The sequence below is a fragment of the Acinetobacter sp. 789_lipA genome (assembly GCF_058242845.1).
This window is the reverse complement of sequence record NZ_JBZAYS010000001.1, coordinates 128,405-149,571: the sequence shown is the minus strand read 5'-3', so window position 1 is coordinate 149,571 and position 21,167 is coordinate 128,405. Positions and strand designations below refer to the sequence as shown.

Annotated in this window: 16 protein-coding genes and 1 pseudogene; 4 read left to right on the top strand and 13 right to left on the bottom strand. The window is 43.6% G+C overall.

Annotated features, from left to right (window positions below):
• The first annotated feature begins 7 nt into the window (after positions 1-7).
• Positions 8-724, top strand: coding sequence for a DUF2846 domain-containing protein (locus AC4CUZ_RS00675; RefSeq protein WP_148826740.1), 717 nt, complete (start codon positions 8-10; stop codon positions 722-724).
• 5 nt (positions 725-729) lie between these two features.
• Here AC4CUZ_RS00675 and AC4CUZ_RS00670 read toward each other — a convergent pair whose 3' ends face one another.
• The 3 genes from AC4CUZ_RS00670 to AC4CUZ_RS00660 all read right to left on the bottom strand — a co-directional run bounded on the left by AC4CUZ_RS00670 (position 730) and on the right by AC4CUZ_RS00660 (position 4,248).
• On the bottom strand, positions 730-1,278 hold the full coding sequence (locus tag AC4CUZ_RS00670) for a DUF2059 domain-containing protein (protein ID WP_114836419.1): 549 nt from the start codon (positions 1,276-1,278) through the stop codon (positions 730-732).
• Positions 1,279-1,381: 103 nt separating this feature from the next.
• Entirely contained in the window at positions 1,382-2,908 is a 1,527-nt protein-coding gene (locus AC4CUZ_RS00665) for a fumarate hydratase (protein ID WP_195728585.1), read from the bottom strand.
• 479 nt (positions 2,909-3,387) lie between these two features.
• Positions 3,388-4,248 (bottom strand): helix-turn-helix transcriptional regulator, encoded by an 861-nt coding sequence (locus AC4CUZ_RS00660; protein WP_490748037.1) that lies wholly within the window; start codon positions 4,246-4,248, stop codon positions 3,388-3,390.
• A gap of 179 nt (positions 4,249-4,427) precedes the next feature.
• Between AC4CUZ_RS00660 and AC4CUZ_RS00655 the strand changes: the two genes are divergently transcribed.
• Complete coding sequence (locus tag AC4CUZ_RS00655) at positions 4,428-5,333, top strand: DMT family transporter (protein ID WP_490747143.1); 906 nt, start codon at positions 4,428-4,430, stop codon at positions 5,331-5,333.
• Positions 5,334-5,621: 288 nt separating this feature from the next.
• Here the strand turns inward: AC4CUZ_RS00655 and tnpC are convergent, their stop codons facing one another.
• The 8 genes and pseudogenes from tnpC to AC4CUZ_RS00615 form a co-directional block, all read right to left on the bottom strand.
• Positions 5,622-7,247, bottom strand: coding sequence for an IS66 family transposase (tnpC, locus tag AC4CUZ_RS00650; protein WP_490747142.1), 1,626 nt, complete (start codon positions 7,245-7,247; stop codon positions 5,622-5,624).
• A 74-nt stretch (positions 7,248-7,321) separates the two neighbouring features.
• Positions 7,322-7,657: an IS66 family insertion sequence element accessory protein TnpB gene (gene tnpB, locus AC4CUZ_RS00645; protein WP_004642106.1), complete on the bottom strand. Its 336-nt coding sequence runs from the start codon at positions 7,655-7,657 to the stop codon at positions 7,322-7,324.
• Complete coding sequence (tnpA, locus tag AC4CUZ_RS00640) at positions 7,654-8,037, bottom strand: IS66-like element accessory protein TnpA (protein WP_043974824.1); 384 nt, start codon at positions 8,035-8,037, stop codon at positions 7,654-7,656. Before tnpA ends, tnpB begins: the two co-directional genes overlap by 4 nt.
• Before the next feature lie 86 nt (positions 8,038-8,123).
• Positions 8,124-8,396: pseudogene (locus AC4CUZ_RS00635) on the bottom strand (NUDIX domain-containing protein); the annotation flags it as partial.
• A gap of 174 nt (positions 8,397-8,570) precedes the next feature.
• A complete protein-coding gene (locus tag AC4CUZ_RS00630; protein ID WP_490747141.1) occupies positions 8,571-9,581 on the bottom strand; it encodes a PM1805 family lipoprotein in 1,011 nt (336 codons plus the stop codon).
• 203 nt (positions 9,582-9,784) lie between these two features.
• A complete protein-coding gene (pta, locus tag AC4CUZ_RS00625; RefSeq protein WP_490747140.1) occupies positions 9,785-11,926 on the bottom strand; it encodes a phosphate acetyltransferase in 2,142 nt (713 codons plus the stop codon).
• Between the two features lie 55 nt (positions 11,927-11,981).
• Positions 11,982-13,199 carry an acetate/propionate family kinase gene (locus AC4CUZ_RS00620; protein ID WP_078425193.1) on the bottom strand — a complete coding sequence of 406 codons (1,218 nt, stop codon included), beginning with the start codon at positions 13,197-13,199 and terminating at the stop codon, positions 11,982-11,984.
• A 478-nt stretch (positions 13,200-13,677) separates the two neighbouring features.
• Positions 13,678-14,943 (bottom strand): glutamate-5-semialdehyde dehydrogenase, encoded by a 1,266-nt coding sequence (locus tag AC4CUZ_RS00615; RefSeq protein WP_078389365.1) that lies wholly within the window; start codon positions 14,941-14,943, stop codon positions 13,678-13,680.
• A 306-nt stretch (positions 14,944-15,249) separates the two neighbouring features.
• Between AC4CUZ_RS00615 and AC4CUZ_RS00610 the strand changes: the two genes are divergently transcribed.
• Complete coding sequence (locus AC4CUZ_RS00610) at positions 15,250-16,581, top strand: alpha/beta fold hydrolase (RefSeq protein ID WP_490747139.1); 1,332 nt, start codon at positions 15,250-15,252, stop codon at positions 16,579-16,581.
• 63 nt (positions 16,582-16,644) lie between these two features.
• Here AC4CUZ_RS00610 and AC4CUZ_RS00605 read toward each other — a convergent pair whose 3' ends face one another.
• Positions 16,645-17,520, bottom strand: coding sequence for a class I SAM-dependent methyltransferase (locus tag AC4CUZ_RS00605; RefSeq protein WP_490747138.1), 876 nt, complete (start codon positions 17,518-17,520; stop codon positions 16,645-16,647).
• Between the two features lie 158 nt (positions 17,521-17,678).
• Positions 17,679-18,695 (bottom strand): beta-N-acetylhexosaminidase, encoded by a 1,017-nt coding sequence (nagZ, locus tag AC4CUZ_RS00600; protein ID WP_062034960.1) that lies wholly within the window; start codon positions 18,693-18,695, stop codon positions 17,679-17,681.
• A 241-nt stretch (positions 18,696-18,936) separates the two neighbouring features.
• Here nagZ and AC4CUZ_RS00595 point away from each other — a divergent pair, with 241 nt between their 5' ends.
• Positions 18,937-21,132 carry a carboxy terminal-processing peptidase gene (locus tag AC4CUZ_RS00595; RefSeq protein WP_490747137.1) on the top strand — a complete coding sequence of 732 codons (2,196 nt, stop codon included), beginning with the start codon at positions 18,937-18,939 and terminating at the stop codon, positions 21,130-21,132.
• The last annotated feature ends 35 nt before the right edge of the window (positions 21,133-21,167 follow it).

Genomic DNA, 21,167 nt, shown 5'->3' with positions numbered 1-21,167 from the left:
AATAGTCATGCGTGCAATGACGATTACGCTTTTAAGCAGTTTAATTTTATTGGGTTGTCATGGAAAAGCGACAGTTGAACAACCTGAATTAACATCAACTCTCAGCCATGAGGTTGATTTTGAACACGACCCAGGCGTGATTGAGCAGTATCGCATTGGAGTGTTTAGTGTAGGTGGATGGGTCAACCAAAAATTAGGACAGCGTTTTCAGCGTGTCCAACCCCAGCATGAACAAGCGGCAATGGTTTATCTGTATCGTCCAGATTCAAAATGGAACCGTCAAGAAATTGTGGCGTCGAGTTTATTTATCAATAAAGAGCGCATTCCAAGCCTGCTGAACAATCATTATTATTGGGTCGAATTGCCCGCAGGGACTTATCGTTTATCGAGTAGTCGGCCTTTGGGCATTAACCATTTTCAAAAGCCGAAATATATCGATTTTAGCGTAGAAGCGGGGCAGTCTTATTTTATCAAGTATGATGAAGAGAATTTATCCACACGCCGTGATGTTTCGGGGCCTTTGGCAGTTATCCCTGAAAAAATTGCGATTCAAGAAATTGCATTTACCCAGTTAAAGTCCAACAGCTACAACTTTGTAGCGGAAGATCAACACACGGGTGAGCTACGAAAGAAAGCGCAAAAACTTAAACCTGCCAAATATGACCCAAGTGAAGATGTTCAGCTGATGAAGCCCTTTAAGCTGTGGAATCCTTTAACCTGGTAAGTGAGCTATTGTACTTTTTGGGCTTGTTCAAATAATGGTGTAAGAGTCTTTTCAATTTGACGATTCATTTCCTGCTGAATAGCCGGATCTTGCATCATTTCAGCAGACATGGCGATGCTATTGCGCATGATTTCACTCATCATTTTGCTGCTTTTTTTATTGATAGACTGGCCTAGAGGTGTTTCGAGGAACTGAATGTTGGCCAACACTTCCTCTTCGGTAAAGGTCTGCATATAGACATTTTTAAGCATTTGCATAAATTTTGGATCAGAAATCAATTTACTGCTAAATGATGCCGTGATTTCAGCGATTTGCTTGGCTGCTTTTTGTTGTTCAGTATTGAGTGTTGAGGTTTTAAAAATATTCTTAATAATTTCTTCGGCTTGCTGGTCATAAACGGGGCGCATTTCTTGCTGAGATTGCGCTAATGTACCTTTAATATCGCCTAGTTTGAGTGCTTTTTCTACCGATGCTTCGGTCGCGGGTTTTGCAAAAGACGCTGTGCTAAGGACACATAAGGTAATACCGCAAAGCATGTGATTTAATTTTTTCATTGTTGGTCTATATCTTTTGATTAAGTCTATAAAAGTAGGTAAAAAAATACCCTTAACATGACCTTAGCATGTTAAGGGTATCCAAAAAAGTAAAACTTAAGTTTTAGCCCGCCGCAGCATCGACTACTGGAATTTTACCAATTTTAGCTTGCCAGATTTTTGGTGCTATTGCGTGAATAGATGTGCCATTCACATCAACTGCTACCGATACAGGCATGTCTTTCACTACAAATTTGTAAATCGCTTCCATACCTAAGTCAGCAAAAGCAACCACTTCAGCTTCACGAATTGCTTTAGACACAAGGTAAGCTGCGCCGCCTACTGCCATCAAGTAAGTCGCTTTGTTGTCTTTAATTGCTTCAACCGCTGCAGGACCACGGTCCGCTTTACCGATCATGCCGAACATACCCGTTGCTTCAAGTACTTGGCGTGTGAACTTGTCCATACGTGTTGCTGTTGTTGGGCCAGCAGGACCAACCACTTCATCACCGACTGGATCTACAGGGCCCACGTAGTAAATGAATTTACCTTTTAAGTCGACAGGAAGCTCTTCACCATTGTTCAGCATGTCGACCATGCGTTTGTGTGCAGCATCACGACCTGTATAAATTGTACCGTTTAGAAGCAAAGTGTCGCCTGGTTGCCAAGCGTTCATTTCTTCTTGGGTAATGCTGTCGAGGTCAACACGCTTAGAGCTTGATGAATCCCAAGTGACTGATGGATAGTCTTCAAGTTTAGGTGCTTGAATGTGTGCAACACCTGTACCATCAAGTTGGAAGTGTGCGTGACGAGTCGCTGCACAGTTTGGAATCATGCCCACTGGTTTGCCCGCAGCGTGACATGGGTAATCTTTAATTTTAATGTCTAGAACTGTGGTTAAGCCGCCTAGGCCTTGCGCGCCAATACCTAGTGCGTTTACTTTTTCGAAGATTTCCATACGAAGTTCTTCGATTTTATTTTCAGGGCCACGACGAAGTAATTCGTCCATGTTGATTTCTTCCATGAGCGATTCTTTTGCAAGCATCATGGCTTTTTCAGCAGTACCACCAATACCAATACCCAACATACCTGGTGGACACCAGCCTGCACCCATGGTTGGAACAGTTTTAAGCACCCAATCCACGATTGAGTCTGATGGGTTTAACATAGCCAGTTTAGATTTGTTTTCTGAACCGCCACCTTTTGCCGCAACAGTAATATCCACTTTGTTGCCTGGAACAAGTTTGTGGTAGATCACAGCAGGGGTGTTGTCTTTGGTGTTTTTACGACCAAAAGCAGGGTCAGCCAATACAGAAGCACGCAGTACGTTTGAGTTTTCTAAGTAACCTTGACGTACGCCTTCGTTGATTGCATCGTCTAAGCTCATAGTTAAATCAAATTTAACATCCATGCCCACTTCAACGAATACGTTGACGATACCTGTATCTTGACAGATTGGGCGGTGACCCTCTGCGCACATACGCGAGTTAATTAAGATTTGTGCGATCGCATCCTTCGCGGCTTTGTTCTCTTCACGATCATACGCACGGCTCATCGCTTGGATGAAGTCTTGTGGGTGATAGTAAGAAATGAACTGAAGCGCGTCTTTGACCGATGTGATCAAATCATCTTGCTTGATAATAGTGGTCATACAAATATCTCTTGAGCGGGCTGATAGCTAGCGGGCTAAATTATAAGACAAAATGCCGAGGTTGTGGATGTTTTGCGAAGGCTTTGGGCGAAAGTTTAATAGTTGAACGAAATTGATGAGAAAATGGGGTTATAAATGGTGGTAAATATGACAAAAAGCCTGAATTCAATGAAATATTTCACTTTTAAATTCGGTTTGTGAATATTATTTATTATTTAAGATGTTGAATATAATGAAAAAATAATAATCTTTGAAATATGACAATACTGTCATAAAGTTGTCATAAAACTTTCGCATAATGCATTCATCAAACAATAGGACATCGAACATGTTGACAGGTTTAGTGATGGCTGCGGGCTTTTGTGTATATATCGCAGCGACTTGGATGTATGGTCAAAAAGAAGATCAGGCTTAAGCTTTATCTTCTTTTTTTTGTTTTAAGCTCTCTTCAAATCTTCGCTTTATCCTATCGATGGATTCTAGTTTTTCCGCATTTGAGATGGAGAGTAGCCAAAGTACTTTTTAAAGCGATGACTGAAATGGCTGCTGGAGCTAAATCCATACTGTTCCGAAATGTCCGTCATATTGGCAGATGTGTGCTGTAGAGCTTGGTGTGCCAGTTCAAGTCGACGTTGCATCACATATTGGTGCGGTGGCATGTGCATGGATTGCTTAAACATATGGGCAAAATGATATTCACTGAGCTGAGTTTGCTCGGCCAAATCTGATAAGGTCAAGCTTTGCTGAATATGCTGATCAATCCATTCTAATAACTGCTTCAGGGTATACGGGGACAGCCCACCTTTGACTTCAGGGACTTGCCATTCGGTATGGCTATAATTTTTAATCAAATGATTGAGCAGAAGTGTCGTGGCAGTACTCATCTGCAAGTGATTTTCCCTGTTCTGCCAAGCCCCATTGAGTAAAAAGTGTCGATAGATCATAGCGATCTGTGGGTCGGCTACGAAACTTTGCGGATTTAAAATAATTTGGCTTGGTTCACGATCCCACACCTGTTCGGCGACACGTTGTAAATGTTGTTCAGTATAGTACAGATGCACAAAAGTCAGTGGGTCGCGCAGATCCCATGTTGACTCAAAGTCCTGTGGCATCAAGCACATATGATCTGGCCCACCGCCATTATGCCAACCTTGAGCTGTCTTTTGATAGCTGTGATATCCCCCTTGAATATACATACTGAGTGTATGGTGGTTACTACAAACACTGACACGGTCTTGGTTGTTTTGCCACATGGCCAACTGCATGCCCGAACCCAGTTCGACTGATTCGAGGAGTTGAGCTTTATGTTGTTGTAATTGATCTAGAATCTGATATTTCATCATCTATACGCAGTGCCGAATGGAAGATTCAGTGTAGGACTTTGACTTCATTTTGTCATCTATATCCGAAAATCAGTAAAAAACCACAAGTTCATGATAGTGACCACAAGAAGGTGCAAGAAATAAGAAACCTAAACCAAGCACAATAGCGTGAGTGGTTTGAGTTTGGGTTAAAGAGTATGAATGCGCTGTTATATGCTTTGGTGGTCGTGATTTGGGGAACGACATGGATTGCGATTAGTCTGCAACAACAAAGTGGAATATCAACCAATGTAGCCGTGTTTTGGCGCTTCTTTATTTCGGCTCTGGTGTTGTTTGCTTTTATTGTTTTGTGCCGAAAACTGCAAAAGCTGGCTGTAAAAGATCATTTATTTTGTATGTTACAAGCGTGCTGTATTTTTGGTTTTAATTTTGTTTGTTTTTATTATGCAGTTCAATATATCAGCAGTGGTTTAGAGGCAGTTATTTTTTCGATGGCGGTCATTTTTAATACCCTCAACGCTAAACTGTTCTTTGGGCAACAGGTGTCTACCCGTTTTTATCCTGCGGCTTTGTTGGGTGGATTGGGAATTATTGCCTTGTTTTGGCATGATGTGATAGGGAGTACCTTAAACAATCATACGCTCATGGGGATTGGTCTTTGTGTGTTGGGAACCTATGGTTTTTCACTGGGCAATATGATCAGTACGCGTCATCAAAAACAAGGTCTGGATATTTTTACCACCAATGCTTATGGCATGTTGTACGGTTCAATTCTGATGGCGTTGATTGCTGGATTTAAACAAGACGAGTTTTTCCCTACTATGGAATTCAGTGCGGTGAGTGCTTTATTGTATTTGGCTATTTTTGGTTCAGTGATTGGCTTTACCGCCTACTTCTATTTGGTCGGAAGGATTGGGGCAGGTAAGGCAGCTTATAGTACTTTGTTATTTCCTTTGGTGGCTTTGGTGATTTCGACCATCTGGGAAGGGTATCAATGGCATATGAATGCGGTGATTGGGGTGATTTTGATTTTATGTGGTAATGCAATTTTCTTTATCAAGCCGCCCAAGTTTAGACTGAGTCAAATGTTGAAGCGAAGCTGAGTGATGAAGATCTAAAGACACTACAGTTTATAAAGCTCAGACACGAGATCTGGGCTTTTAAATCTATACGCTGTTAGCTCTAGTGAATCAAAATTTCTCCTAAGCTACGGCTCAATATTTTGATTTTATAAACGCTAGTAATTCTTGGAATAATGGATGCCATTCAGCGCTTGGTGACTCAAACAGAGGGTGCCAAAAGAAATTAAATTCTAATCCACCGTCATCATTGCATAAATGTGTCCAGCGCTCTTTTAAAGGTAAGCGTCCGCTGAACCCCATGTCTATTTTTTAATTTGAGTTGGATTTCCAGCGGTGTGGTAGCAATTCTTCTATTTGGGTCACTTTATGGGTCGGCAATCTTTTCAGCACATCACTTAAATAGGCATACGGATCCAGCCCATTCAGCTTTGCTGACTGGATTAAAGTCATGATGTTTGCCGCTCGCTGACCACTACGCAGCGAACCTGCAAATAACCAGTTCTTACGTCCCAACGCCCAAGGCCGCACCTGGTTTTCCACCCAATTATTGCAAATCGGTAGATTGCCATCATCCAGATAGCGGCTTAAAGCTGGCCAACGCTTCAGAGTGTAATTGATGGCCTTGGCGGTTGGAGAACTCGATGGCACCGTCAGTTGATGCTGGTTGAGCCATTCATACAGTTGTTGCATCACCGGATGACTATGCTGTTGTCGGTATTCGCGGCGCTGTTCTGCTGTACCATCGGTCTTTCTCCTGAGTTCTGCTTCTATGGCATACAGTTTCTGAATCAGCACTAAGGCCTGTTCAGCGACCTGACTTTTCTTGGTCACATGCAGTTCATGGAATTTACGACGAGCATGCGCCATGCAGCCCACCTCAATGACTTGGCCTGATTTAAAGCGTGCTTTATAACCACTGTAATCATCACAGACTAGATGGCCCTGCCAGTCTTTCAGGAACACTTCAGCATGCTGGCCTGAACGACTATCCTGAAAGTCATAAATCACGGCTTGAATTGGATTATATTGGGTTGTTGCATAGGCCCAGACATAACCTTTCTTCGGTTTTTTCTCATCATCACTCATCCGCATGATGGTGACCGGCGTTTCATCGGCATGGATCACCCGCTGTTGCAGCACCACCTCTTTTAAAGCATTGGCCAGAGGTTCCAGTTCTACACCGCAGCGACCTATCCAGTCAGATAAAGTTGATCTAGAAAGCTCGATTCCCGCCCGCTGATAGATCAGACGTTGACGGTACAGCGGTAAATGATCTGCGTATTTCGAGACCAACACATGGCTAAGCAGTTCAGGACTGGCAATGCCTTTATCAATCACATAGGCGGGCATCGCTTGCTGAGTCAGTGTGTCACACTGATCACAGACCCATTTGCCACGCACATGCTGTTCCTTATAGAACTGTGCCGGTCTGAAATGTAGTTTTTCACTGATATCTTCGCCGATACGACGCAAGGTGCAGCCACAAGCACATTGGGTTGATGTTGGTTCATGCTCGATACGGATGGTGTGTAGATGATCGGGCAGCAGTCGACGTTTAGGTTTGTTGACTGTGGCTTTGTGTGTCGCTGCATCAGTTTTATCTGCATTCAGCCGTTCCAGTTCCAGATCAACAGCGGCAATATCTTCTTCGACCGCTTCATCCCAGAGATGGATTTGTTTTGCGGTGAGATGTTCGTTTTTACTGTCGAATTTGTGCTTTTTAAACAGCGCAAGTTCATGCTCGTATTTTTGATTGAGAATGGAAAGATGCTGAACTTTGGCATCTAATTGCAGATTGGATACTTCAAGATGCTGAACTTTGGCATCTAATTGCTGGTTTGATTGTGCCAGAGACTGATGTTGCATTGCCAACTGTCTAGTAAATTCCAGCAGTTGTTCATGGGTCAGTTGGCTTAAATCAGGCAGTGTATTCATGACCGCAGTATGCCTGAGGTCATGAGAAGAATGAAATAGAACGTTTGGAGAATAGCAACTTGGACCAAGCTAGTTTAGAGCATTGTGACCACTTGCTGTCGTCCAATGCGCTGCCAAGGCAAACCCTGGATCAGTGCCTGTAACTGTTCTGGGCTGAGGGCTACGCTTTCACCCTGGTGAACTTTAGCCCAGTGAAATTTTCCCTGTTCCAACCGCCGAGCACACAGCCAGATCCCCAGTCCATCATGTACCAGCACTTTCATGCGATGGCCACGTTTATTACAGAACAGGTAAGCACAATGCGGTTTGATGTAGCCAAAGGCTCTCACCACCTGAGCCATGGCCGTATCCATACCTGCACGCATGTCCATGGGCTGAGTAGACAACCAGATTTCATCGATACGGATCATGTTGTAAGTGCCTTGAGTAATTCTGCTAAAGCAGATATTTCTGATACTTGCCATTTCAAGCCAATTTCTGCTTTTGAGTGGGGTAAAGTAATTTGAACCGTTAACATGCCAGTAGGGATAGGATCTAATGGTGCGGAGCAAGATAAGGCAATAAATGCAGGTTTATTCGGTAGTAGTGAGCGATCATTCCCTGGCTTAGCATCAATTAAGCGAATCCATTTGGATACAAGATTTGTATTCAATCCATGTTGCAAAGCGACCGAAGCAATTGAAACCTCCGATGCTTTACACGCCTGAACGATCTGCTGTTTAAATTCAGCACTATATGTTCTTCGTTTTATCGTAAGAGATGCGATGGATGTCTGGTTATTTGTAGTCATAAATTTAAGTTCCCACTTGTTTTTAAGTGAGGACTAAATTAAGGCTTATAGGACGAATTCATAAGGTGTGTTCAGCGGACGCTTACTTTTAAAGTCTCTGTGCTATGGCATATAAATACATGCCAGTTAGGACCTTGCTCAGCTGGATGATGTAAACCCAAGTATGAGTGAATGCGTGCAGACGAAATCCCTGATTCTTCATAAAGCTCTCGCAAAGCTGCCTCTTCTAGTTCTTCATTCTTCTCAACTGTACCTTTTACGATTTGAATACCTGCAATAGGATGTTTAAACACTAATATTTCTGTTCTTTGATTGATATCCCGAAATATAACTGGGACTACTTTTTCTATTAATGTCATTTTTCAATGTTATCCATTAAGTGGGTTGTTGTAGTGCCTGAATAAAATCGAGCTTACACAACTGAATTGTATACAGCACTGCCACGATCAGCACCGATTATCGTGGCTAATCGCGAGACCAAAAGCGATCAGGGAATTTTTTAAAATAGCTTGAACCAAAGCTGCATGAGCTTGTTATGACGCTGTATTAGCTTTAATTCGAAGCGCTTCCATCTCCATTTCAACCATTTTCTGAGCATTTTTCCATTTCTCATTTAGCTCAGCAAACCTCTGTCGATCTGGTGAGTCCGATAAGATGATATTACCCATTTCGATTTGGAGATTATTTTCTTCTTTTAACCTTTCACGAGCTGCTGTGACTTCAGCACTTTTGAGTGTCACAGCATCGTATTTTTGATTCAGGCCATGAATTTGCGTAGTGGTTTGTTTAACAGCCGTCATAAGCGCATTCCTATTATCGCTGTCTATCGCATACTGCATGCCCATAAAAGAATCTTGAGCCTTTTTTTTGGCTGTTTGAGATACAGCTCCAAGAACGATGAGATCATATTTAATGTCTGCAGCATTATCTTGACTCAGATGTGAGGTGGTCTGCGGTGCAGTGCGAGCCGCGACATGGGGTTCGGTATTTGGTTTTGGTTGTTGTCGTGTGTTGTCTAATGCCCCAGTATTGAGTTGAGGATATACTATGCGTTGTAAGGCTCTCATTTCACTGATAGAGCTCTGTTGTATGACGCTGATTTCTGCTTCAAGTGCTGTTATACGCTGCATCTGTGGTGGACTTTTAGTATTTTCTTGTGCCAGTTCAACACCAAGTAAATGGACTTGCTTAAATTTTTCACGTAACGCAGCGCCTTCTTGGCTTTTGAAGTTTGTTGCATCTAGTGCAGTATTAAACGCAAGAGAATGGGTTTTCAGTTGTTCTAGCAGGGCGGGGATGGTATCGACTTCTTTATTTTGACGAGCCGCTTTAAGTGCATCTTGTGCGTTCAAAATGGCTTGAGAGTTTTTATTCGAAATCTGATCTAGGGCATCAAGATCCGCTTTAATGTCAGTTGGATTTGCTGTACTTAAGTTTTTATATGCTGTGGTTGAGTCTGACGGTGTTTGGTGCTGCTTAGATTCATTACATGCTGTCAGAGAAAATGTTGTCACTATTAGAATTGGAAGCCATGTTTTATTCATTATGAGACCAATGATTTAGAATTTAATTATATCGCTTGAGTATATTTCTTAAGTGTCTGAAAAGTAAAGTCTTACTGTTTTATCTGTGTTTGGGCTATGTTCGTAAATATATAGAAGTTAAGCTTTGGTCATATTGTTGAGCGCTATAAAATAAAAAACCATCCAACTGCTCAGTTGGATGGTTTGGATCACATCAAGTTACTTTAAGCTGTTGCTTGCTGTTCTGCTTGAATTGCAGTGAGTGCAATCGTAAACACGATGTCATCCACCAAAGCACCACGAGACAAGTCATTTACAGGTTTGTTCAAACCTTGCAACATTGGGCCGACGCTTACGACATTGGCAGAGCGTTGCACGGCTTTATAGGTCGTATTGCCTGTGTTTAAGTCAGGGAAGATAAACACATTGGCACGACCTGCAACTTTAGAATCAGGTGCTTTCGAGCGTCCGACACTTTCAACCGATGCTGCATCGTACTGAAGTGGGCCATCAATCAATAGATCAGGACGGCGTTCTTTCGCTATGCGTGTTGCCTCAGCGACTTTTTCAACTTCAGCTCCAGCACCAGAGGTACCCGTTGAGTATGAAATCATCGCAATACGTGGGTCTAAACCGAAGGCCTTTGCCGAGTCAGCCGATTGAATCGCAATTTCAGCGAGCTCTTCGGCATTTGGGTCTGGGTTAATAGCACAGTCACCATAGACATAGACTTCATCGGGTAACAGCATAAAGAACACGGAAGAGACCAGTGAATACTCAGGCGCTGTTTTAATCAGTTGGAAGGCTGGGCGTACAGTATTGGCTGTGGTGTGTATTGCACCAGACACTAAACCATCGACTTGATCGAGCGCCAACATCATGGTGCCTAGAACGACAGTGTCTTGCAGCTGTTCACGCGCTTGCAGCTCGTTCAGTTTGCCTTTACGCAGTTCCACCATTTTTTCGACATAGTTTTCACGAATTAAATCTGGATCGATAATTTCTAAGTCATGTGGAAGTTCGATGCCACGTGCTTTTGCTACTTCTACGACAGCTTCAGGTTTCGCCAATAAGATACAGTGTGCAATGCCACGAGATTGGCAAATAGCAGCCGCTTGAACTGTACGTGGTTCATCGCCTTCAGGTAGAACAATGCGCTTCTTCGCAGCAATCGACTTTTGTACTAATTCATGGCGGAAAGCCGAAGGCGAGAGACGAGGTTGGTACGAGCCATTCAACATTACCTTTAGCCATTCTTCATTGATATGGCTCGACACAAAACGAGTGACTTGTTCAGCGCGTTCAGTATCATCGACAGGAATTTCATTGCTGAGATTGGCTAAGCTCTGCGCCGTGTCGAACGTGCTGAGCGTTGTATGTAAAATTGGTAAGCCTTGCTTAATTGCTGTTTGGCAGAACGCAAGCACTTGCTCGTTTGGCGTATGGTGCTCAGTCAGTACCAAACCTGCCAATGGAATACCGTTACTGCTGGCTAAGCTAGATGCTAAAAGCACATCGATACGATCTGATGCACTAATGATCAGCTCGCCTGCGACAAACTTATGTAGTTCATGCTCAATGTTCGATGCAATCAAACTGCTATGTAACACACGACGTTGGTTAGCATCGCCTTGATTGATCCATTCCGCCTGAATGTGTGAAGCCAAGTCCGACATACGCGGTACGCTGAGCGTGTTGCTAAATGGAACCAAGCCGATTACAGGGAGTTTGTCTGATCCGAGCTTTGGATGGGTCTTTTGGAGCTCAATTATAAATTTATTGGTATCGCTGATTAAACGCAGACTTGGGTCAAACGTCACTGGAATGTGTGCTGAGTCATCGGGCAAGCCTTTGGTGCGCATCAATAACACACCCGCAGTTCGCTCTGAACTCGCACCCCCAAAGTAGCGTAGTTGACTATCGACTTTTTCAGCCGTCGCGCTTGGCTTGTTAATGTCTGCATTACTGACAATAATGACTTTGGCATCAAGTGCTTGCGCAAGTTGTGCATTTAGTTCAGAAGCAAAAGAATCTCGGCTATTCGGGACTAAGCCTTCAACAATAATCAGGTCATGCTTACGCGCAATAGCACGGTGCAAACGAACCGCATCTTCAAGCAACTCATCATTTTCACCTGCACTGAGTTGTTGCAAAATGGTGTGATAACTAATCGGTTCAACGGTTTCATTTTTTGAAACATGGTGATAGAGCGCTGTGGTACGGTCTGCACCCGTGCTCAGTTCTTGAGAAAAAGGTTTTAAAAATCCAGCTTTAACACCTTGGCATTCAAGCGCATAAACCAAACCCAGACAAGCGGATGTTAAGCCGACGCCTTCCCCAGTGGGCACAAGTAAAATCGTTTTCATATATTTATTCGTCATACAAGAATTTAAAACAGACTTGAGGGAATGTAACGACCGCTTAAGCGATCGCTACATTGTCTTCAGACTTTTTTGCAGCAGTTTGAATCACCTCATTGGCCACGGATGCAGTTTCTTTGGCAATACGGCCTTCTTCATCGGTCGGTACAACCCAAATTTGCGGGCCTGTACCTGTATCAATACGACCTTCGGTACCACGTTTTAAACTGTCATTGGCTTCTTTACTCAAGTTAAAACCAAAGTGCGGTAGGAAAGCGACTGTTTTTTCACGAATATATGCGGAGTTCTCACCAATACCACCCGTGAAGAACAAGCCATCAAGACGTGGTAGACCACAGCTCAACGCAGCCAATGATTTTGCGAGGCGGTAGCAGAACACTTCAATAGCTAAAGTCGCATCTTCATTGCCTTGTTCTGAGGCTTCAATCAAAGTGCGCATGTCATTTGATAGATCAGACAGGCCGAGTAAGCCCGATTGGCTATTCAACATTTTATCAATTTTATAAATGTCCCAGCCTAGGTTGTTGGCAAGGAAACTATGTAAGCTTGGATCGACATCACCACTGCGTGTACCCATTACGACACCTTCAAGTGGAGTTAAGCCCATTGAGGTATCGACACTTTGTCCATTCCAAATCGCACAAGTAGAGCTACCATTACCCAAGTGTGCAGTTAACCAGCCTCCTTGTTTGAAGCTACCAGCCAGTTCTGAACCGCGTTCAGACACATAAGCATGGCTTGTACCGTGGAAGCCATAGCGACGGACATTGTGTTCAGTGTATAAAAATTTTGGCACAGCATAGCGGTAAGCATGTGCAGGCATGGTTTGGTGGAATGCTGTATCAAATACCGCCACTTGTGGTAGTTCTGGGAATAAACGCATCGTGGCGTCAATCCCAACCAAGTGTGCAGGGTTGTGTAATGGAGCAAGTGGTGTTGCTGCACGAATGCATTCGACAATTTCTTCTGTTAAAAGCTCAGCTTTGGTCAATGTACCGCCGTGTACTACGCGGTGACCAATGGCTTGAGGGTTATAATGTGAAAGGCGTTCTAAGATGGTTTCCAATGCTTTTTCATGATCGGCATGTGGAATAGACAATTCAAGGGGTTGACCACCCGCAGTAATGCCTTTGATACGAGCGTCAGCAGAACCTAAGTTCTCAGCTAAACCGAAAATACGATCTTCACGACGTTCAGAAACGAGCGCATATTTGATTGATGAAGATCCGCAGTTAATTACTAATACTGATGTAGACACGTTTTAATACCTGATTCTAATTGAATTATCCGTCCTAGAACTGATCTTCATGCAGTACGTTCTTATGCAATCTTGATCATTTTTTATGTTGTATCATGTGTATATTTTTAGTCCAAGATAGACTTTAGGTGATTAGACTTAAGCACTATCGACCGTCTGATGAATAATAATTAAAATTTATCGGCTCATGATTTTCATTTATTCATGAAATGATGCTGAATTATTCATCAGCTTCAACGCTATAAAAATAACATGCTATCTGCTGAAAAGAGCTGAATATATTGTGGCGTTCCTGTTTATTTTTGATATGTCGTTTTAGATCCAGACATAATCACATGCACAATCAACGTGACCATCAAAAAAAGCATGATTTCCTCTAGATTTTAAGGATTCGCAGAGGCAGAGAATGTTTAGATATAAAAAATGTTCAGCCCTTTGGAAAGAGCTGAACATAGATATTTAAAATGTGTCGGATGAGTTATTGGCGAATTTGACCATCACCAAACACAATCCATTTTTGTGAAGTCAGGCCTTCTAAGCCGACTGGGCCACGGGCATGGATTTTATCCGTTGAGATGCCAATTTCTGCACCTAAGCCATATTCAAAACCATCGGCAAAACGGGTCGACGCATTGATCATGACAGAACTCGAATCCACAGCGGCCAAGAACTCGCGAGCTAGAGAGTAGTTTTCCGTAATAATCGAATCGGTATGATGTGAGCCATATTTATTGATATGCTCAATCGCTTCTTCCATACCAGACACCACTTTCACCGCTAAAATTGGACCGAGGTATTCCGTGTACCAATCTTCTTCGGTTGCCGTTTTGACTGCCGTACCTAAAATGCGCTGAGTTTCAGCACAGCCACGCAATTCTACTTGTTTTTCAGTGTAGAGCTCAGCGACACGCGGTAAAAACTCATCTGCGACTTTTTCATCGACCAGCAAAGTTTCCATTGCATTACATACGCCGTAACGGTGAGTTTTTGCATTGAGCGCAATCGGTAGGGCTTTTTGTAGGTCAGCTTGCGCTTCAACATAAACGTGACAGTTCCCATCCAAGTGTTTAATCACAGGGACACGGGCTTCATTGCTGATACGTTCAATCAGGCTTTTGCCTCCACGTGGAACAATCACATCGACAAATTCAGTGAGTGTAATCAGTTGCCCCACGGCTGCACGGTCTGCGGTGTTAATGACTTGAACCGCATGTTCAGGTAAACCCGCCAGTTTTAAACCGCGTTGGATGGCTTCAGCAATGGCTTTATTTGATTCGAGCGCTTCAGAACCACCACGTAAAATAATGGCATTGCCAGACTTTAGTGCTAAAGACGCGGCTTCTAAGGTCACATTTGGGCGAGACTCGTAAATCATGCCAACCACGCCTAAAGGAACGCGCATCTTACCGAGCTGGATTCCTGACGGACGATAGGCCATGTCGGTGATTTCACCAACAGGATCTTTGAGGCTAATCACATCTTTTAAGCCTTGCAACATGCCTTTAAATCGTGCGGGAGACAGTTCTAAGCGATCAAGTAAAGCACTGTCTAAGTTGTTGCTGTGCGCTTTGTTCATATCTGCTTGGTTCGCCGCTAAAATAGCAGGTTCACTGTTGACTAAAGCAGTATAAATAGCTGACAACGCATTGTTTTTAGTTTCGGTAGAGGCACGCGCCAAAATACGAGAAGCTTGACGTGCTTGCTGTCCTACCGTTTGCATATATTGTTCAATCGACTCTTGCATAGCGGGTTGATCACTTAGAAATTTCACAGAAGATAGTAACAGCCTAACACTCGACCGCATAGTCTCTACATGAAAAATCCAGTGCAGAGGCGGACTTATACATATTTTGAAATTGTTTTTTATCTAAAACATGATGAGCGGTTATACAATCTGTTGCGTGTAAAACAGTGCTCTGTATAGAATGAATTTTAGGACATGAAGTCCTTGCATAATTATTACAACACTGAACACCCTGTTGCTGTTGACAGGCGTGATCGTGCATTTCTTGCAAAACAAAAAGTATAGGCAAGAGTAGAGGGAAGGAACATGAATTCTATGATTCAAAGGGATGCCGAGCTGAATGACGCGAATTTACGCTTAGGTTTTTTTGATGTTTACCATCGTAACAGCTTTAAAGAACCTGCACGAACCACATGGATTGAGGGCTGGAAAGTCGAATACATGGCGATTGCTCGGCCAGAGTCATTCCATCGTACGCCTATCGTGATTATCGGTGGGGCATTTCAAAACTTTAATTCCTACAAATACTGTGTTGAGCAATTGCTGGATGCCGGTCCGATTGTCCTGATTGATCTGCCTTCAATGGGTGCCAATCAACAAATTCGTAATATCGATACGGGCTTGTCTGCAGGAACATTAGAACTGGGTGATCTCGCGAAGATGCTTGGCATCTGGTTCGATATTGAAGGATTAGACAAAGTTTCAGTGATGGGCATGTCACTGGGCTCAGTGGTGGCATCTTGTCTGGCCGATCAACGACCAGAGCTGATTGACCGTATGATTTTAATGGGTGTGATGCAAAAGACCCGTAAAAGCTGGCGGATGTTGCTGGAGGAATCGTTACATTTAATGCGTGAACAACGCATGGATGAGTTTGGTCAGGCAGTGATTTTGTATTTGGTCAATCATGCCAAAATGGATAAAACCAGAATGTCACCCACAGCCAAGCGTTTGTTCTTCAGGCAGATGGCGGAGTTTACCGCAACAGAACAAGAGCGTTATGAAATCAACTGTAATCGTTTGCTTCGCCTCACCGATGTGCCGATTCCACAGTGTAAAGTCTTGGTGGCCTGTGGCCAATATGATAGTTTTACCTTGCCACATGAAAATGCCAATTTTGCATTGCAATGTCCTGACATGGAATATGCGCAAATTGCCAATGCAGACCATGTGCCACAGCTACAACGCCGTAAAGAAACCATGCATTTGTTTGTGACGTTTCTGAAGGACGAGTCCATTCAAGACTTAGACGGGATTATCCCCTTTAGTCGAGCACAAATGTTGGAAATGGAGCGCCGCGGTGAAGAGCGGGTTCAGATTCAACAACCTGAAACCTTTTTAAGCTATCGTCATTCGGATTTGGTGATTGCGACAGAAGTGGTGGATTTGAACTACTTTGGGGTACTTTTACGCTTTGAGTCAAAGTTGGCTGCTGTGGCGGCTAAATATCCGCGTGATTTAGCTTTACACTTGAGCGATGAAGAAGGCGCGTTTCAGATTGAATGTTTAATTTTTGCGGAAGATGGACTGTACATTCGTGCCTTATTTAAACATGGTAGTTTTGAACTCGCGGAGCGACTGCTTCGCTTTGTGGGGCGTCAGAAACAAGAACAGACGTTGCTCGAAGCCGTGAGTTAAGTGAAAGTCAAAAATAAAAAAACAGTGTGTCATCGCTGTTTTTTTTATGGGTTGGGTTTTAGGCTATTGCTCGGGTTGATTGGGCTTTTGCCATTGGCTATGCACCAACCAGACCAAGTCGCCTAAGTGATCCTGCTGATCTAAGTTTGAAGTATCGGCCTGAGTACTATTGAAAGCTAAAGTAGGTTGGTGAACGGTCACAGTATGAAAGCCCGCTTGTTTGAAAAACTGAGTGGCTTCAGGCGGACTGACAAAGTGAAAGCCAAAGGCGCTACGGGACATCCATTTTAAAAGCTTGCTACTGCTCCAGATAAAATTAGCCAGCTTATTTTTCACAGGTTCAGGGTAGAGGTCAGTCAGATAATATAACTGATCAAACTGCTGCCCGTATTGGACAATGCCTTGTAACAGTTGAGCGAGCATGTCTTTGCTAAAGTAGTTGATCAGACCTTCACTCACCACCACCAAAGGGCGGTTTGGGTCAAACACCTCAAAGGCAAGGGCAAAATCTGCGCTAAATAAGTCGGCGGAGAGAACCGTTGGACTGGTCTGATCGATCTGTTTTAAGGCCTGAGTTTTCATTTTTGCCATGTCAGGTAAGTCGAGTTCACGATAGTCAATCTCAGGATACTGTTGGCGAAAGCTCCAGCCGCGTGGGGACAGACCACTGGCAATTTCTAAAACTTGTAAGTTTGGGTACTGTTGGATCAGCGCGCTGAGGTGGTCATCAATCATTTGATGACGCTGTTTTAAGGTCGTGCGCATGCTGCCACCGACGTGTTTTTCGGCCCAACTTTCGAGTGGATGCACCAGTTTGGCCAGTAACTTCCCTTTGCGGGTGGCAAATACAGGATGTGAGATGCCCATGCTATACCAAATATAGCCTGTATAGTGCGCAGTAAAAGAGATGTGGCGATGAGCCGATAAAGCATCTGTCATGGTATCCGTACCCGATATTTTGTTATTTTAGCGTTGTTGTTTGGGCAATGCAGAGCAAGCCTGTTGATTTATTTTGAGTTTATCATAATGAAAAAAGGACATCTTGTGATGTCCCTTTGTCCGAAATATCGTGGTTGAAATGGTCAAAGATGAAGTGCTTAACTTAATCTAAATAGTTCCACTTGGTCGCGTACTTTGGCCCAATCTTCACCTAAATGCAGCGTCGATTGAACATTGACGTTTGGAATCTGACCACGCATGCGTTCTAAGCGAGTTTGGTTTGGCAGAGCCAGTTGGTTAATCCCCTCCAAAGCCACGCATGCAGCTGCTCGGTCATTACACACCAGTCCCATGTCACAGCCTGCATGGAGTGCGGCTTGAATGCGTGCATCTGCACCGCCTGCAACACATGCGGCTTGCATACTTAAGTCATCTGAGAATAAAACACCATCAAAGCCCAGTTGCTGACGTAGAATGGTTTGAATCCAATACGGTGAAAAACCTGCTGGGTTTGGATCGACTTGGTTATAAATCACATGCGCAGGCATGAGTGCATCCAACTGTGGCATCAGTTTGATAAAAGTCTGCATATCTTTGGCATAGATTTCATCATACGTGCGTGAGTCGATGGCTGCTGCGACATGCGAGTCTGCTTTAACTGAACCATGACCTGGAAAATGTTTACCTGTCGATGCCATGCCTGCGGCCTTCATCCCTTTTAGGAACGCACTGGCCAGCGGTACGATGTCTTGAATATTTTTGGCAAAGCCACGGTCACCAATCACATCACTGATGTCATTTAAATCGAGTACAGGGGCAAAGCTAAAGTCGATACCGACGGCAAGAACTTCTGTCGCCATCAACCAGCCAGATTGTTCTGCCAAGCTTAAAGCCTTTTCAGGTTCGCTTAAGAATAGCTCGCCAAACTTACCCATTGCTGGAAGTAGGCTAAAGCCCTGTTTTAAGCGTTGCACACGTCCGCCTTCTTGATCGACAGCAATCAAAATATCAGGACGAATTCGGCGCATATGGTCGGTGAGGGCGCGAACTTGTGCAGGAGATTCAATATTTCGTCCAAATAAAATCATGCCACCGACTTGCGGTGCTTGTAATAGTGCAATATCTTCTTGAGTAAGTTCTGTGCCTGCGATGTCGAGCATCAATGCGCCAATCATATTGGGTGTCCGTATTTGATTTTTTGGTCAGTGACTGTTTTGGCTCTGAAAGGTGAGCGAAACAGGTCGTCGAAAACAATACCCGAATTTTGCAATGATTTGCTACATTTTGTCAGCACAGATTATGATAAAACTACACGACATAAACAGATTAAGTTGTTTAAGATTTTGAATATTCTCAATTCATGTCGAAAAATGACATTGTAATTTTGGTCAAAAACCAAGGAACTAAGAATTATTTATGAAACTTCAAACCATTGCTTGTGCGGTTGCAATTGCAACGGGTGGATTCTTTTTCACCCATGCCATTAATGAAGCCATTGCAGCGACTGAAACTACCGCTGTAACCAAACAAGCTATTGTTCCGTCGCAGGAGCAGGCTTTGGTGTCTCGTCAACTGGCGACCTTGGTTGATCGTCAACATTATCTCAATCAACGTTTAGATGCGAAAACATCGGCGCGTATTCTCGATTTCTATCTGGACAGTTTAGATCCAGACCATTCGTTGTTTCTTGCCTCTGAAGTAGACAGTTATAAGCGTAAATATGGCTCCAACTTAGGTGCGGCTTTAAAAGCAGGTGACTTAAGTGGGCCGTATGCGATTCATGCACAGTATCGTGATCGTTTGACCCAGTTTTATACGTATATGCTGGATGAGCTGAAAAAGCCGCAGAATTTAAAACAAGCCAACGTTTATATCGAAACGGATCGTGAAAAGGCACCGTATTTTGCCAATGAAGCTGCGCAGCGTCAGCATTGGAACAAAATGTTGGTTTCGCAGCTGATTAATTTGACCATCAGCAAAGAAGAAGAGTTAGCGAAGCAAAAAGCGCTTAAAGCCAACCCCGAATTGGCCAATGGACAAGATCTCACTAGCTCGGAAGATTTAACTCCAGTACAGACTTTAACCAAGCGTTATACGCGCCAATTAGAACGTATTTCACGGGTGAAAAGCGATGATGTGTTAGACAAAACACTCAATGCAATGACGCTTACATATGATCCACACAGTAACTATTTCCCGCCTGTCGATGCAATGGAATTGAACCGTCAGACGACTTTGCAACTTGAAGGGATTGGGGTGTCAATTCGACCTGAACGGGGCAATGAAGACTACACCAAAATCGAAACCATTGTGGAAGGTGGTCCTGCAAGCAAGTCTGGACAGGTGAAGTCGGGTGACCGCATCATTGGTGTGGCACAAGATGGCGAAAAAATGGTGGATGTCATCGGTTGGCCGAGCAATGAAATTGTGGGCTTAATCCGTGGTAAACGTGGTACCAAAGTCACCATACGGTTACTCGGCTCGGGTGCGTCGATGAGCCAAGCGCGTAATGTGACCATTACCCGTGACGTCATTCAAGAAGAAGATGCAGGAGTACGTTCACGTACCGTGAATGTAACGCGTGATGGACAACAATACACCTTTGGTGTGATTGAAATTCCGTCTTTCTATTTGAACTATCGTGCACGTCGTGCGGGCACAGAATATCGTTCTGTATCTGAAGATACCAACAATGCGCTGAAAACTTTAGCGGCCAAGAATGTGTCAGGGATTATTATCGACTTACGTAATAACCCAGGGGGATCACTTGAAGAAGTGGCGCGTATGCTTGGACAGGTGATTAAGTCAGGTCCTGTGGTGCAAATTCGAGATGGTAACGGCAATTTGAGCGTTTTCGAAGACGATGACAATGGTGCACAGACCTATGCAGGTCCACTGGCAGTGATGGTGAATTTAGCATCTGCGTCTGCAAGCGAAATTTATTCTGCTGCGATTCAAGACTATGAACGTGGCATTGTGATTGGTAGCACCACCACAGGTAAAGGAACAGCACAAGTTCAGCTCGATAACTTGGCGCATGGTCAAGCGACACTAACGCAACGTAAGTTTTACCGTGTAACGGGTGGCAGTACGCAAAACAAAGGCGTAATTCCAGACGTGAAATTGGTAGATATTTACAATGAAGAGTTTGGTGAGCGTAAAGCGAAAAATGCGCTTGAATGGGACACCATTCCAACCGCACCGTTTAAACGTGAAGGCAGCATTGCACCGTATGTAAAACGTTTAGGTGAACTGTCGCAAGCACGCGTTAAAGTCGACCCGCAGTTTAACTATCTTGAACAGCGTAAAGACATCTCGAAAAAGACTGAAGATCAAAAACGTGTGGTTTTAGATATTGATCAACGTAAAGCTGAATTGTTGGCACTGGAAAAACAGACTTTAGATTCGGAAAACAAGCGCCGTCAGATTGCAGGACAAAAGCCTTATGCAAACTGGGAAAGCTATCAAGCTTCTATGGAAGCTTTGGTTGAAGCACGCGCTAAAATGAAAGCGAATCAACGTCCTGCATTGCCTGAAGAGGAAGCATTTGTGACTGAATCTGCAAATGTCTTATTAGATTATGCCAAGTTGCAAAAAGGTACTGCAAAATAGTTTAATCTCTGATGCAATGTATTAAAAAGCCAGTT